Here is a 14,664-nt window from a genome sequence, read left to right on the forward strand (position 1 = left end):
ATGGAAGAGAAAGATTATTTTTACTTCATGCTGATCAATAATCTTTAAAAAAGAAAGCGCCCTCGGAGGGAATCGAACCCCCAGCCTCAGAACCGGAATCTGAAGTGTTATCCATTACACCACGAGGACATATAAATAAGTATATGAGCAACTTTTTTCATTATACAGATGGAACCCCTTATTTTCAACTGTAAAAATCAGAGTTTATATTTGACCATAACTGACTAATACGTGTATGATAGGTTTACAGCTGAAATATTTGTCAATTTCAGCAAAAGTAATCGAATATAAGCTTTAACAAAGGGAGGATTTTTCAATGAACTTAATTCCTACAGTTATTGAACAAACAAACCGCGGCGAACGTGCATATGACATCTATTCACGTTTACTTAAAGACCGCATCATTTTATTAGGTAGTGGGATTGACGATAATGTTGCAAACTCTATCGTAGCACAGCTATTATTTTTAGAAGCTGAAGATCCAGATAAAGACATCTACCTGTACATCAACTCACCAGGTGGCTCGATCACTTCTGGTATGGCGATCTACGATACGATGAACTTCATCAAACCTGATGTTTCAACAATCTGTATCGGTATGGCTGCTTCAATGGGTGCATTCCTGCTTTCTGCTGGTGCAAAAGGCAAGCGTGTTGCATTACCAAACGCTGAAGTAATGATTCACCAACCACTTGGCGGAGCACAAGGTCAAGCAACAGAAATCGAAATCGCTGCGAAACGTATTTTACACTTACGTGAAAAATTAAACCGCATCATGGCTGAAAACAGTGGCCAAGATTACGAAACGTTAGCGCGCGACACAGATCGTGACAACTTCATGTCTGCACAGCAAGCATTAGAGTACGGTCTTATCGACAAAATTTATGAGCGTAACGAATTAAAATAATCGATCCATTCAAGCATACAAGATTCGTCTTGTATGCTTTTTTGTATTCAAAAAATAATATAAGACATAATCCAAAAATGCCATTTTTCTCTCTGGGAGAAAAATGGCATTTTTTCGCTGTGCGTAAAAATTGATTTCCATTCCGGGACGCTTTCCGCGGGCGTGGCCTGAGCCTGTAGTCTCAGGCGTCACGCTATTCCCGCAGGAGTCGCCCTGCATTCCAATCAATTTTCCAAAATATCCGTTTCTTAACAAGGATTTTTTCCTTACCAATGAAATTTTTACTTTTATGCTAGCTCTTTTGTTTTAATCCGCTTTTTCAATTAGAAGTTGTAGTGCGTCGATTGCTTTTTCTTCGTCATGGCCGTCTGCCCATAATGTAACAACTGTGCCTTTAGCAACAGCCAGGCTCATAATGCCCATGATCGACTTTGCATTTACTTTTTTCGTATCCTTTTGTAAAAAGACGTCTGCTTTATAACGATTTGCCTCTTGAACGAACAAAGCGGCCTGTCTTGCTTGTAAGCCCGATTTTAACTTTACTTCTACTTGTTTTTCAATCATGTTGAAATTCTCCCTTTCACAACCGTTCATCGCTTTAAGTTTATCTTAACGAAATTGTCCGAAAAGAACAACAATTGGAAACATCTTTTATGAAATCGTTCCCAATTTTTTCTTTTATACCTTGATGTACTTGCTCCGCACCTTTATGTGAAGTTAAATACTTTCTCCACGACGGAGCGCATCCGCGATTTCATCGATTTTGCGCAGACGATGATTGACGCCTGATTTACTGACAACGCCAGTTGAAACCATTTCACCGAGCTCTTTTAATGTCACGTCCTGATATTCCACACGAAGGCGTGCAATTTCACGCAGTTTTTCCGGCAGCTGATCAAGGCCTACCGCATTATCAATATAGCGGATATTTTCCACTTGCCTCAACGCCGCGCCTATTGTTTTGTTTAAGTTGGCTGTTTCACAGTTTACGATACGGTTTACACTGTTACGCATATCTCTAATGATCCGCACATCCTCAAACTTTAGCATTGCCTGTACAGCACCGACTAAATTCATAAAATCCGAAATTTTTTCGGCTTCTTTTAAATACGTGACAAAACCTTTTTTACGTTCGATTGTTTTCGCATTTAAGTCGTACCGGTTCATCAGCTCAGCCAACGCTTCCCCGTGCTCCTTATATAAAGAATAAATCTCCAAATGGTAGGAAGAGGTTTCCGGATTGTTCACCGAGCCTCCTGCCAAAAAGGCACCACGTAAATAAGCACGGCGTTCATTCTCTTTCGGTATGATAGATTTCGCGATCGTATGATTAAACTCAAATGAATTTGAGACAATTTCTAAATCCGCAAGAATTTCACGTGCGCCTTCCCGAACACGGCATATATACACATTGTTCTTTTTAAGACGCATCTTTTTCCGCACAAGCAACTCGACATTATATGGATAAAGCTTCTTCACAATTGTATAAAGCCGACGTGCGATTGCCGCATTTTCTGTTTGTACGTCCAAGCTTATTTGGCGATTCGCAAAACTTAACGAACCGTTCATCCGTATCAGGGCAGATACTTCTGCCTTTAAACTGCTATCACCCGCTTCTACCTGCGTCAGTTCTTTCTTTGTTTCAGATGCAAATGACATGGATTCGCTCCCCCTTTCCCAGCAACTATGTAGTGTTTCTTTCATACTACTATTCTTGCGTTGTTTGTTTTTTCTGTAATGTATATTCACAAAGCCATTCCGCGAGATTTACCGCATCATGACGTACTGTTCCATTTTCAATAAGGGCAATCTCTTTTGGAATAATAGTGATGCCCATTTCTTGCAATCTTTCAATATCAAACTTTACAGGTTCGGCATTTTCTTCACGGTAATTTTCGTAAATCGAAGGAGGCAGCTCCTTTTCATTGATCAGTACCGATTGGATAAACGCTTCGCCAACATGTTCATGGATCGCCTCAATATGTTTCGACGCAGTAAAGTTTCTCGTTTCACCTTGCTGTGTCATTAAATTCGCAATGTAAATCTTTTCACCCTTCGCACGAACAACTGCCTGCCCGATTCCTTTAACTAATAGATTCGGAATGATGCTCGTATAAAGGCTGCCTGGTCCAATCAAAATAAAATCTGCCCGTTCAATCGCATGAACTGCAGCAGGTAAAGGTTTGAGATTACTTGGCTCCAAGTATACCCGTTTAATCGGTGCCTGGCCTGAAGGAATTTTCGACTCGCCTATCACGTCTGACCCATCCGCCAATTCGGCATGTAACGTAACCTTTTTATTCGCTGCTGGAATGACCTTTCCGTGCACGTTCAGTACTTTGCTCATTTCAGCAATCGCATGGTTAAAATCACCGGTAATTTCCGTCAAAGCCGTCAACATTAAGTTCCCGAGCGAATGACCGCCTAAATCGTTTGATTGGGAAAAGCGGTATTGAAACATTTGCTCGACTAACGGCTCTACGTCAGAAAGTGCGGCAATTACATTTCGCACATCTCCTGGCGGCGGGATATCATAGTCATCCCGCAAACGGCCAGAAGAGCCACCGTCATCAGCAACCGTAACGATAGCCGTTATATCAAAAGGATGCTGCTTCAAACCGCGTAAAATTGTAGAAAGGCCTGTCCCCCCGCCAATTACGACGATTCTTGTTCTCTTTTTTTTCATTTCATTAATCCTTCCTATGATTGATATCTCTATGTGTAACGATGACTTGATCATTTTTCGCCAATAGCTTCCCGAAGTATTCAGCCAGTGTAACAGAGCGATGTTGACCGCCCGTACAGCCGAAAGCGATGACAAGCTGTGATTTGCCTTCATTACGGTAATGGGGAATCATGAAAGTGAACAGGTCAGTCAGTTTGGCAATTAACTGTTGTGTTTCTTCCGTTGCCAATACGTAAGAGGAAACTTCTGTTTGTAGCCCTGTTTTATGTCTCAGCTCTTCAACATAGTAAGGATTTTTTAAAAAACGAACATCGAATACTAAATCAGCATCAATCGGCAGCCCATGCTTAAATCCAAATGACATAATGTTTAATGAAAACGTAGGACTGCTCATATTGCTGAACTCCTGGGCGATACGTTCACGTAATTCACGTGGCTTTAACTTGGAAGTATTGACGATTGATTTGGCGCGCCCTTTTACTTCAGAGAGCAATTCGCGCTCCAGCTGAATCCCTTCCAGCGGTAATCCCTGAGGTGCAAGCGGATGTGATCGGCGTGATTCTTTATAGCGGCGAACTAATGTGGCATCATCGGATTCCAAAAATAAAATACGGAGTAAAATATCTTCTTCATCCAGTAGTGCGTCGAGCGATTCGATCAATGAGCCAAAAAATTCTCTCCCACGTAAATCCATCACAACTGCCATACGTGAAATCTTTTTTTCGGAACCCTTCATTAGCGTTAAAAAAGTAGTTAAAAGCTCCGGAGGTAAATTATCTACACAGTAATAACCTAAATCCTCAAAACTTTGAACGGCTACCGTTTTGCCCGCCCCTGACATTCCTGTAATAATTACTAACTCATGTGTATAGCTCGAACTTGCCACTTATTTCATCTCCTCTAGTTTTGTTCCATCGAGTTTTGAATTTTTTCGCTGATCAGCTCAAAATCCTCTGTATATTCAAATGTACCATATTGCGTACCTTTATTTAACGCTGCAAATAATAAATTCGTACGGTCACCTGCTGCCATCGGAAGATCCTTTAAACGATCAATTTCATACCAGTTTAAAATGCCTTCCCGTGTTTCGACAAATGGTGTTCCTTCAACATCTGTTGCAATAAATGTGTACAGCATCCACTCATCGACGACAGTATCTCCATTTTTGATAACCATTGTGTATACGCCTTTTAAATGAACGTCTTTTGGTGTTAAATTCGTCTCTTCCTGAAATTCGCGTATAGCGGAGTCATAGATGGACTCTCCTGGCTCCATTTTTCCACCTGGTGCCACAAACCAGCCTCTTCTCGGCTTTTGCAGCAATAATACTTGACCATCTTTAATAGCGAGTAAATTTGTAATACGTTGCATACACAACACCTCAACTTTTTCATTTAATGGATAAGTGAATATATAATATTTCACGAATTCCACATAAGTAAAGACACAATTTCGCTATACGTGAAGCGAATTGTGTTTTTCTAAAGCTTATTTCTATTATACCTTGTCCTATGCATTCAGTAAAAGCAAGCGTTTCATTTATAATGCCAGCATTTATGCAGGAAAGCCATAAAAAAGAGGTTGCTTCAGCGTAAACCGCTTGAAACAACCTTAGGATAAAAATATAAGGGGGTTAAAACAAATTCCACTTTTAGTATACCCTTATTTTGTAACGATATGATTACATTTATGTTAAAGAATTATTGATTTATTTTTTCTTTGATTTCTTCTACGTAATGTTGAGCAGATTGAGCTGCAATACTGCCGTCACCTGTAGCTGTTACAATTTGACGCAGCATTTTTTCGCGAACATCGCCCGCAGCATAAATACCAGGAATTGCTGTTTCCATTTTTTCATTTGTTACAATATAGCCTGCATCATTTAAAATATTCAGTGAAGCAAATGGTGCTGTTAATGGAAGCATGCCGACATATACGAATACGCCATCTGTTTCCATTTCTGACTCTGTACCGTCAACTGTTGAAGCTAACGTCACTTTGCCTACTTTACCGTCAACTTCATGAATTTCTTTCACAGTTGAATTCCAGATGAAGTCTACTTTTTCGTTGGCAAACGCACGATCTTGTAAAATCTTTTGTGCACGAAGCTTATCGCGACGGTGTACGATTGTTACTTTATCCGCAAAGCGTGTTAAGTAAACACCTTCTTCAACAGCAGAGTCGCCCCCACCGATAACGATCAGGTTTTTTTGTTTGAAGAATGCGCCATCACATACAGCACAGTAACTTACACCGCGGCCGCCAAGCTCTGTTTCGCCAGGAATGCCCAGTTTTTTGTACTCTGCACCAGTAGTAATGATAATTGTGCGTGTTTTATATTGTTTTTTACCTGAAACGATAATTTTGTATTCATCACCATCGATGATTTCATTTACATCACCGTAAGCATATTCAGCACCGAATTTTTTTGCGTGCTCAAACATTTTCGTCGATAGCTCAGGCCCTAAAATAGTATCGAAACCAGGGTAGTTTTCCACTGCTTCTGTATTTGCCATTTGTCCGCCGGGAATCCCACGTTCAATCATTAATGTTGATAAGTTAGCGCGTGATGCATATACCGCAGCAGTCATACCTGCTGGACCTGCTCCGATAATGACTACATCATAAATTTTTTCTTCTGACATGAAGATCCTCCTCTTGCGTATACCTTTTATATAGTTTTATCGTATAAGATTGCTTGGGTAAATACAAATTTACTGCCTATTCAAAGTCCGATGGTACAAATTCATATAACTCATCATTGTACTTCGATAATGTGGCAGTCGAAATATTATATTTGCCCGCAACTGCTTTTTTCGTCACTTTGTTTTCCAATGCCGTATGGAAAGAATATTCAACAGCAGCAGCAAGCGCCGCGCGATTTTTGAATGCATAGCCTTGTTCGAATGCAATTTCCCCAAGCGCAAACCATGTACTTAACACTTGCGCCACTTCCAATGAAATCGAATCATTCGTTTCTGTAATCAGTTCGGCAACTTCCATAAAGCGCAGGAATTGCTGTTCTTCCTTGCTGCCTTTGCTGAAATCATAGTCCAGTGCATATGCCAGGCAAAGCTTTTCAATCGCTGTGAAATTCGAGACATTTAAAAGTGAAGGATGTGCCACAATTTCTTGTTTATGGGCAGACCGCTTCAATAAAAACATGCCGAATAACCGGCTGGACTGATGCTCATCTGTTAGCTGACGAATGATGAAATCCCGGTGATTTTCCGCGGAATTGCGTAAAATCGAACCTTCACCATTTGCCCACGGCTCCATTCCTTCTTTTGACGGATCTAGCTGAATAAGCGTTTTCCATGCTTCATTTGCAGTGGCTTCGTGTCCTGAGAAGTAGGCAGACTGGGCAAGCCAGAAATAAAAGCCAGGCTCTCCATCATATCCCTTTTTACTCATTGAACGCAGCCATTTGTAAGCCTCTTCATATTGCCCGATTAACGCAAATGTCGCGCCGAGCTTGTAACGGTTTTCCCAATCGAACGGTTGGATTTTCTTTAGTAATCCGACCATTTCGTTCAGCTCTTCACTGCTCTTTTCATAATAAGCAAACACGGCCAAGTTGCAAAGTGCATGAAGATTGCCTTTGTTTTCACGCAGCACTCGATATAAAAGTGCACGTGCCTGTTCCGCTTCTCCGACATAAAAATAAGCCAACGCCAGATTATTATACGCATTCCAAAGGTCTGGATACTCTTCAATAAGTTGCTCCAGCATTTCGATTGCCGTTTTAAAATCTCCCTGCTCCATATAGCGGCGGGCCTTTTCCTGTGCCACATGCTTCGCCCCATCAAATTCATCCATGTCATCCATTTCTTCGCCCACATAGTCGACAAACTCCAATATTTCGGAGGCATCTTCCGTATAGGCGCCATTCGGTTCCATTTCTAAATATTGTGCTGCGTATTTTTGGGCATCCGCAATATGACCGATACAGCCCGACACTTCCGCCAGCATGAAAATGATTTCAGATTCATTCGGCTCTAAACTATAGGCTGTGTGAATCAACTCATATGCATGCTCAAAATTTTGCAGTTCCATTTCCAGAATTCCGTACTGCAGTAACACGTGCGCGTCATCCGGACTTAAATCCGCCGCGCGTTTAATATATTTATATGCTTTATCCATTTCGTCTCGTTCAATTGCCTTCAAAGCTTTCTTATAATAATAATCACCATTCGGAACAAACGACACGACATTAGTAGCTTTTGATTTTAAACGTTTATTTTCCAATAAAATTCCTCCGAGTCATTCCGTTCAATACATTCTATATCATCAAATACGCAGGTCATTTGTTTGTAAACAAAGAAATAAGGAACGCACAGGTGTGGTCCCTTAATCAATTCTTACTATTATAGCATATCCGGCACATATGTACTAAAAACATGTCTGACAAAGCGGTGTTATTTTTCTTTTGTTAAGGAAATTTTAGATCTTGACATTTTGAATAATCTAGAAATAAAATGCTGTCCCGTCTAGGCTAAAGCGCCAACTCCTCGGCCATTTCAGTCCCTCCTGCAAAAGTGGTGGTGCTTTTACTTTTGCGTCGGGCCTTCCAATGTCTGTCGGAGTTGAACGGGCGCTTTAGCGCATTTGTTCTTGATTATTGTTTCTTTCCTTCATGACGTTTTTGCAGTACATCGAGTACTTCATAAACATTGACCTTTTGCTCTTGAAGAAGAACTAATAAGTGATAAAGTAAATCGGCTGATTCCCATTTCACTTCTTCTGCGTCACGGTTTTTCGCACCGATAACAACTTCTGTCGCCTCTTCGCCGACTTTTTTACAGATTTTATCGATCCCTTTATCGAATAAATACGTTGTGTACGCCCCTTCAGGCATATCGATTTCACGTTGTTTAATCACTTCGACAAGCTGCGGAAGAATGGCAACAGAGCCTGGACGTTCATTTTCTACCAAGCTTTCAGTAAAGCATGAAGTTGTTCCGTTATGACAGGCCGGACCAGCTGGGATGACTTCAATGACAAGTGCATCCTTGTCACAGTCTGTTTTGATTGAAACTACTTTTTGCGTGTTGCCGCTCGTTGCGCCTTTATGCCAAAGCTCCTGGCGAGAACGTGAATAAAACCAAGTTTCATTCGTCTCAATCGTTTTTTGCAGTGATTCTTCGTTCATATAAGCTACTGTTAATACTTCTTTTGACTGTGCATCTTGTACTACGGCTGTAATTAAGCCTTGTTCATCAAATTTTACGTTCATCGTACACGAACCCCTTTTTCTTTTAAGTAGCTTTTCACTTCTGCTACGCTCGTTTCTTTATAGTGGAAAATACTCGCTGCCAGTGCCGCATCTGTATCAACATCCTGCAGTACTTCACGGAAATGTTCGGCATTGCCTGCCCCGCCGCTCGCGATGACAGGAACCGTTACCGCATCACGTACCGCTTTCGTTAATGCAAGATCAAAACCTGATTTCTCTCCGTCTTGATTCATCGATGTAAGGAGGATTTCTCCGGCACCTAACCGTACCGCTTCTTTCGCCCATTCAACTGCCGTCCATGCTGTTTTATTGCGGCCGCCATGTGTGTAGACCATCCATGTTCCGTCTTCTTCACTGTACCTCGCATCAATTGCACACACAATACATTGTGCCCCAAAATAATCCGCGCCTTCTTTAATAAGCTGCGGGCGTTCCAGAGCTGAAGTGTTGACCGATACTTTATCGGCACCTGCACGTAAAATGCGCTTCATATCCTCGATTGTTCGAATACCGCCGCCTACTGTAAACGGTATCGCCAATGCTGCAGCAGTTTGACGGACAACATCGACCATCGTTTCCCGGCCTTCATGCGAAGCGGAAATATCAAGAAATACAAGCTCATCGGCGCCTTGCTCATCATAAAACTTAGCTAACTCTACAGGATCGCCTGCATCACGCAATTCTACAAACTGTACCCCTTTTACAACACGTCCTTCTTTTACATCAAGACATGGAATAATTCGTTTTGTTAACATACGCCCTCTTTCACTCCCTGTGTCCAAGCCGTCAATAAATACACACCAAACGGCCCCGACTTTTCTGGATGGAACTGCATACCTGTAAAATTATCTTTTGCCACGATGCCCGGCACTTGAACTTGTTCATAGTCAGCTGAGGCGATCAGTTCCATGTCATCGATGCCGCTCGCATAGTACGAATGAACAAAGTAGACATGACGTTCCTGCGGCAAGTCTTCATTACTTAACCATGCTGGTGTTTGGTTTAACTTCAGCTCGTTCCAGCCCATATGCGGAATACGTGTAACATTCGTAAAGCGCTGAATACGTCCTTTGAAAATGCCAAGACCTTTCGTTTGCGCTACTTCATCGCTTTCTTCAAACATCAGCTGCATGCCAAGGCAAATGCCAAGCAGCGGCTTTTTCGTTGTTTGAATGAAATTGATGAGCCCCGTTTCCTCCAGGCGCTTCATCGCATCCGGAAATGCGCCTACACCCGGCAGCACATAAGCATCTGCTGCTTCCAACTGTCCAATCTCGCTTGAAACAATGACTTGTACATCCAATCGTTTTAGTGCCTGTTCGACACTAAACAGATTGCCCATTCCATAATCAATTACACCTATCTTCACGTTAACAGCCCCTTTGTTGATGGCACACCTTTTACACGTGGATCGATTTCTACCGCTGCATCCAATGCACGTGCCGTTGCTTTAAAAATCGCTTCAATAATATGGTGTGTATTATGGCCGTAAGGAACGATGACATGCAGGTTAATGCGTGCTTCCAGTGCAAACTTCCATAAAAACTCATGAACAAGCTCTGTATCAAAGTTGCCTACCTTCGCATTGAGCTCCGGTGTAACGCGGTATTCCAAATGCGGACGGTTTGAGCAGTCAACGACAACTTGTGCTAACGCATCGTCCATCGGTACAAATGCCGTGCCGTAACGTTTGATTCCTTTTTTATCGCCCAATGCTTCACGGAAAGCTTGTCCTAACACAATTCCGATATCTTCTGTCGTATGGTGATCATCAATCCAAGTATCCCCATCCGCCAGTATTTTACCGTCAAACAGTCCGTGCTTAATAAAGAGATCGAGCATATGGTCCATAAAGCCAACACCTGTTTTAATGTCGGCTTGACCTGTACCGTCTAAATTGAGCTCTACTTTAATTTTTGTTTCATTTGTATCGCGATCGATTTTTGCAAAACGTGTCATTATTCTTCTCCTTTATCCCAGCCGCGCGATTCTACCGCTCTTGCATGTCCTTCCAACCCTTCAAGTCGAGCAAGGCGTGCAATCTTCGGCGCATTTTGTTGCCAAGTTTTCTCGCTGTAATAAACAACGCTCGTGCGCTTAATAAAATCATCGACATTTAAGCCACTAGCAAAACGCGCTGTTGAGTTCGTCGGTAATACGTGGTTCGTACCAGCAAAGTAATCTCCTACCGGCTCCGAGCTATAGCGGCCGATAAAAATTGCACCGGCATGTGTAATCATTTCCGAAACCTTTTCGGCATCTTCCGTAATCACTTCCAGATGTTCAGGTGCCAATGAATTCACAGCACGTACCGCTTCCTTCATAGATTCCGCTACATATATATGACCGAAATTTTCAATCGATTTTCGTGCAATCGACTGTCTCGGCAGTTTTGATAATTGAATCTCGACCTGATCTGCAACCGCATCCGCCAAGTCATCGCTAGTTGTGATCAGAACCGCACATGCTAAAGTGTCATGCTCTGCCTGTGATAGCAGGTCAGCAGCAATTTCATCGGCATAAGCACTTTCATCTGCTAAAATGCAAATTTCAGATGGACCGGCAATCATATCAATTGCTACTTCACCAAATACTTCACGCTTCGCCAATGCGACGAATATATTGCCCGGACCTGTAATTTTATCAACCGGGGCAATCGTTTCCGTACCGTATGCTAATGCAGCAATCGCCTGTGCACCGCCTACTTTGTAAATTTCCGTCACACCTAAAATATGTGCTGCAACGAGTACCGCTTCCGGCAATTTCCCGTCATTTCCTGCTGGTGATGTAATGACGATGCGTTTTACTCCCGCAACTTGCGCCGGGATGACATTCATCAATACAGAAGAAGGATAGGCTGCCGATCCACCAGGTACATACAATCCAACTGCATCAAGCGGTGTAATTCGTTGCCCTAAATACGACCCGTCTTCTAATGGCAACTTGAATCCCGTACGTTTTTGTTCCTTATGATAGCGATAAATATTATCTGCTGCTTCCTGTAAATCACCGTATAATTGCGAATCAAAATTTTTAACCGCTTCAACGATTTCACTTTCGGCTACGCGTAAGTTTTCCGGTGCAAAACCGTCCCACTTTTCACTGTAATATTTAATCGCCTCATCACCTTTAGTACGTACATCCTGAATGACTTCACGTACTGTTTGCAGCTGTTGTTCATTGCCTTGCTCGAGTTGGCGTTTTAAAGAAATATCGTTATCCAAAATTGTTATTTTCATCTCGTTGGCCCCTCTTATTTCACACATTTTTTCAAGCGTGTCACTAAATCTTGAATGCGGTCACTCTTCATGCGATAGCTTACAGGATTCGCAATTAAACGCGATGAAACTTCGGCAATATGCTCATATTCCACTAAGCCGTTTTCCTTCAATGTACGACCCGTTGAAACGATATCGACAATGCGATCAGCCAGGCCAATCATCGGTGCCAGCTCAATCGATCCGTTCAGCTCAATAATCTCAACCTGCTCGCCGATTCCTTTGTAATACTTCATCGCAATATTCGGATACTTCGTCGCAATACGCGGCGCAATTTCATTAATCGTTGTATTCGGCAATCCTGCTGAAGCGATATAGCATTCGCTGATTTTTAAATCGAGCAGCTCATGGACTGTTCGGCGCTGCTCAAGTAATACATCTTTACCCGCAATTCCGATATCCGCAACCCCATGCTCGACATAAACCGGCACGTCCATCGGTTTCGCTAAAATGAAGCTGATGTTTTCCTCCGGTATTTCGATCATAAGTTTTCGCGACATTTCCACTTCTTCAGGAAGGTTAAAGCCAGCCTCCAGCAACATTTCATAAGCTTCTTCAAAAATACGGCCTTTTGGCATCGCAATTGTTAGCTGTGTCATTTGATTATGCCTCCCTGCTATTGTATTCATTAACGATTTTAAAGTGAGCTTTTAATGCTTCGATATTTTCGATGCCTTCATAGGATTGGAAAGTTACTTGCTTTCCTTGTTCACGCAGTTGCTGAACTGCCTGTAATGCCTCTGAAAAACGCTCAGCTGTGAACAATACAAGCACTTCATCTTTGTCGACGTTGATTTTCGGCATTGCTTCAAATACACGGTCAACACGTAAACCAAAACCTGTTGCACCGGCCTGTGAACCAAAATGCTGCATTAAGCCGTCATAACGTCCGCCATTTCCTAATGGGAATCCGCTACCTGAAGCAAACACTTCAAATAACATCCCTGTGTAATAACTCATATGGCTTGATAAGGTGAAATCAAATGCGATGTATTCCTCATAACCGGCAGCATCCAATATTCTTGCCAAGTTTCGCATATATTCAAGCGCATCATTTTTGCGCACATATTTTTCGATTGCTTCAATTGAAGGCAAGCTGATTGCATCCGCAATATAGGCTAACAGTGCATCGGATTTTGTTTTCGGCAAATCAAATGCCAGTACCGCTTCTTCAAATCCGACAAAATTTCGTTGTACAAGGAGATCATTTAAATCATCTGCCTGTGCATCACTTTCAGTATAGTCCTTCAAAATGCAGCTCAATACGCCTGCATGTCCGATCGTTACTTTGAAATCTGTAATTTGATAAGCCTTCACTAAATCGATTGCCGTCATGATCACTTCTGCATCGGCATATACGGAATTGTCACCGATCAGTTCAATTCCCATTTGATCGAATTCAGCGGGGCGCCCACCTTCACGCTGCTGTGCACGGAACACATTGGCAAAATATGCTAGGCGTTGCGGAATTTTCTCTTTCAGTAGTTTTGATGTTGCAACACGGGCAATCGGTGTTGTCATATCAGGTCGCAGTACAAGGGTATTCCCTTGGCTATCAACCAATTTAAAAAGTCGGGCATCGGAAATTGCAGATGCTTTCCCGACCGTATCGTAATATTCAACAGATGGTGTTTTTATAAAATCATAGCCGCGCTCACGTAGCATTGCTCGTCCTGTCGAGCGGATTAATTCGAGCTTTTCATAAATTTCCGGTAATGTATCACGCATTCCAAGTGGTTTCTCAAACATTTTAATCGATGACATTTTCACACATCCTAATTTTTATACTTGGTTAAATTCTGTATACTACACTTTAGTATACTAGAGTGTTAAATCACTAGTGTATGAAAGTATTTTACTGCTACTTTTTACCGTAGTCAATGAATTCACACAAATATTTAGTTGATTTAATTTTCTGATATATTTTCATATTATACATCAACTTTTGCCAAATTCAGTTATGTGACGGAAAAGACATAAAAAAACACCCATCACCGCGTTAATTGGAGATGGGTATGCTACATTTAATTTTGCCAAACCGGCGTATCATTCTTTTTTCGTTCTGCCATTTGTTCCGCCGTGAAAATAATGCGCATCGGGTTGCCGCCTGCCATTGCGCCGGCCGGTACGTCTTTATGCACCAGTGTCGCCGCAGAAACGATTGCCCCGTCACCTATTTTCACACCCGGTAAAATCGTCGAGTTTGCGCCAACCATAACATTGCTGCCAATTTCGACATCACCAAGACGGTATTCTTCAATTAAATACTCATGCGCTAAAATTGTCGTATTAAAGCCGATGATTGAATTATCTCCGACTGAAATACGCTCCGGAAACATGGAATCCGGCATGACCATCAATGCCAGAGATGCCTGTTTGCCGATTTTCATTTTTAAAAATGAGCGGTACAGCCAGTTTTTCCAGGCCATTACCGGGGTAACCCGTCCGATTTGGATAACGATAAAGCATTTCATCACTTTCCAAAAAGAAACCGTATTATAAACTTTCCATAATGAATTCGCACCTTGAACTTTGTAGCGTTCTGTTCTGCGCATGC

At 42.1% G+C, this 14,664-nt stretch carries 16 protein-coding genes and 1 tRNA gene; 1 reads left to right on the forward strand and 16 read right to left on the reverse strand.

The features are described from left to right. Positions 1-57: 57 nt before the first annotated feature. Positions 58-129, reverse strand: a tRNA-Arg gene (locus MKY27_RS14565). A gap of 187 nt (positions 130-316) precedes the next feature. Between MKY27_RS14565 and clpP the strand changes: the two genes are divergently transcribed. Then, positions 317-907 (forward strand): ATP-dependent Clp endopeptidase proteolytic subunit ClpP, encoded by a 591-nt coding sequence (gene clpP, locus MKY27_RS14570; RefSeq protein WP_339196014.1) that lies wholly within the window; start codon positions 317-319, stop codon positions 905-907. A 306-nt stretch (positions 908-1,213) separates the two neighbouring features. Here the strand turns inward: clpP and MKY27_RS14575 are convergent, their stop codons facing one another. The 15 genes from MKY27_RS14575 to MKY27_RS14645 all read right to left on the reverse strand — a co-directional run bounded on the left by MKY27_RS14575 (position 1,214) and on the right by MKY27_RS14645 (position 14,662). Beyond that, positions 1,214-1,471, reverse strand: a complete 258-nt coding sequence (locus tag MKY27_RS14575; protein ID WP_339173406.1) for an HPr family phosphocarrier protein — start codon at positions 1,469-1,471, stop codon at positions 1,214-1,216. Between the two features lie 153 nt (positions 1,472-1,624). Continuing rightward, positions 1,625-2,566 (reverse strand): DNA-binding protein WhiA, encoded by a 942-nt coding sequence (whiA, locus tag MKY27_RS14580; protein ID WP_339173409.1) that lies wholly within the window; start codon positions 2,564-2,566, stop codon positions 1,625-1,627. A gap of 49 nt (positions 2,567-2,615) precedes the next feature. Beyond that, complete coding sequence (locus MKY27_RS14585; RefSeq protein WP_339173411.1) at positions 2,616-3,593, reverse strand: YvcK family protein; 978 nt, start codon at positions 3,591-3,593, stop codon at positions 2,616-2,618. A 4-nt stretch (positions 3,594-3,597) separates the two neighbouring features. Beyond that, the gene (rapZ, locus tag MKY27_RS14590) at positions 3,598-4,479 is read right to left on the reverse strand and encodes an RNase adapter RapZ (RefSeq protein ID WP_339173413.1); all 882 of its coding nucleotides are present in this window, start codon (positions 4,477-4,479) and stop codon (positions 3,598-3,600) included. A gap of 14 nt (positions 4,480-4,493) precedes the next feature. After that, positions 4,494-4,964 (reverse strand): 8-oxo-dGTP diphosphatase, encoded by a 471-nt coding sequence (locus MKY27_RS14595; RefSeq protein ID WP_339196016.1) that lies wholly within the window; start codon positions 4,962-4,964, stop codon positions 4,494-4,496. A gap of 329 nt (positions 4,965-5,293) precedes the next feature. After that, entirely contained in the window at positions 5,294-6,238 is a 945-nt protein-coding gene (trxB, locus tag MKY27_RS14600; protein WP_339196017.1) for a thioredoxin-disulfide reductase, read from the reverse strand. 76 nt (positions 6,239-6,314) lie between these two features. Then, positions 6,315-7,841 carry a tetratricopeptide repeat protein gene (locus MKY27_RS14605; protein WP_339196018.1) on the reverse strand — a complete coding sequence of 509 codons (1,527 nt, stop codon included), beginning with the start codon at positions 7,839-7,841 and terminating at the stop codon, positions 6,315-6,317. Between the two features lie 370 nt (positions 7,842-8,211). Continuing rightward, entirely contained in the window at positions 8,212-8,829 is a 618-nt protein-coding gene (gene hisIE, locus MKY27_RS14610) for a bifunctional phosphoribosyl-AMP cyclohydrolase/phosphoribosyl-ATP diphosphatase HisIE (protein WP_339173420.1), read from the reverse strand. After that, positions 8,826-9,584: an imidazole glycerol phosphate synthase subunit HisF gene (gene hisF, locus MKY27_RS14615; RefSeq protein ID WP_339196019.1), complete on the reverse strand. Its 759-nt coding sequence runs from the start codon at positions 9,582-9,584 to the stop codon at positions 8,826-8,828. Before hisF ends, hisIE begins: the two co-directional genes overlap by 4 nt. Next, a complete protein-coding gene (gene hisH / locus MKY27_RS14620) occupies positions 9,578-10,198 on the reverse strand; it encodes an imidazole glycerol phosphate synthase subunit HisH (RefSeq protein ID WP_339196020.1) in 621 nt (206 codons plus the stop codon). Before hisH ends, hisF begins: the two co-directional genes overlap by 7 nt. Beyond that, positions 10,195-10,788 carry an imidazoleglycerol-phosphate dehydratase HisB gene (gene hisB, locus MKY27_RS14625; protein ID WP_339173426.1) on the reverse strand — a complete coding sequence of 198 codons (594 nt, stop codon included), beginning with the start codon at positions 10,786-10,788 and terminating at the stop codon, positions 10,195-10,197. The genes hisH and hisB overlap by 4 nt, the downstream gene beginning before the upstream one ends. Then, positions 10,788-12,068 (reverse strand): histidinol dehydrogenase, encoded by a 1,281-nt coding sequence (hisD, locus tag MKY27_RS14630; RefSeq protein ID WP_339196021.1) that lies wholly within the window; start codon positions 12,066-12,068, stop codon positions 10,788-10,790. The genes hisB and hisD overlap by 1 nt, the downstream gene beginning before the upstream one ends. A 14-nt stretch (positions 12,069-12,082) precedes the next feature. Beyond that, a complete protein-coding gene (gene hisG / locus MKY27_RS14635; protein ID WP_008406420.1) occupies positions 12,083-12,706 on the reverse strand; it encodes an ATP phosphoribosyltransferase in 624 nt (207 codons plus the stop codon). Positions 12,707-12,710: 4 nt separating this feature from the next. Next, complete coding sequence (locus tag MKY27_RS14640) at positions 12,711-13,871, reverse strand: ATP phosphoribosyltransferase regulatory subunit (RefSeq protein WP_339196022.1); 1,161 nt, start codon at positions 13,869-13,871, stop codon at positions 12,711-12,713. A gap of 260 nt (positions 13,872-14,131) precedes the next feature. Beyond that, on the reverse strand, positions 14,132-14,662 hold the full coding sequence (locus tag MKY27_RS14645) for an acyltransferase (RefSeq protein ID WP_339173435.1): 531 nt from the start codon (positions 14,660-14,662) through the stop codon (positions 14,132-14,134). Positions 14,663-14,664 lie beyond the last annotated feature (2 nt).

The sequence above is a fragment of the Solibacillus sp. FSL R5-0449 genome, assembly GCF_037975215.1.
Classification (GTDB): domain Bacteria; phylum Bacillota; class Bacilli; order Bacillales_A; family Planococcaceae; genus Solibacillus.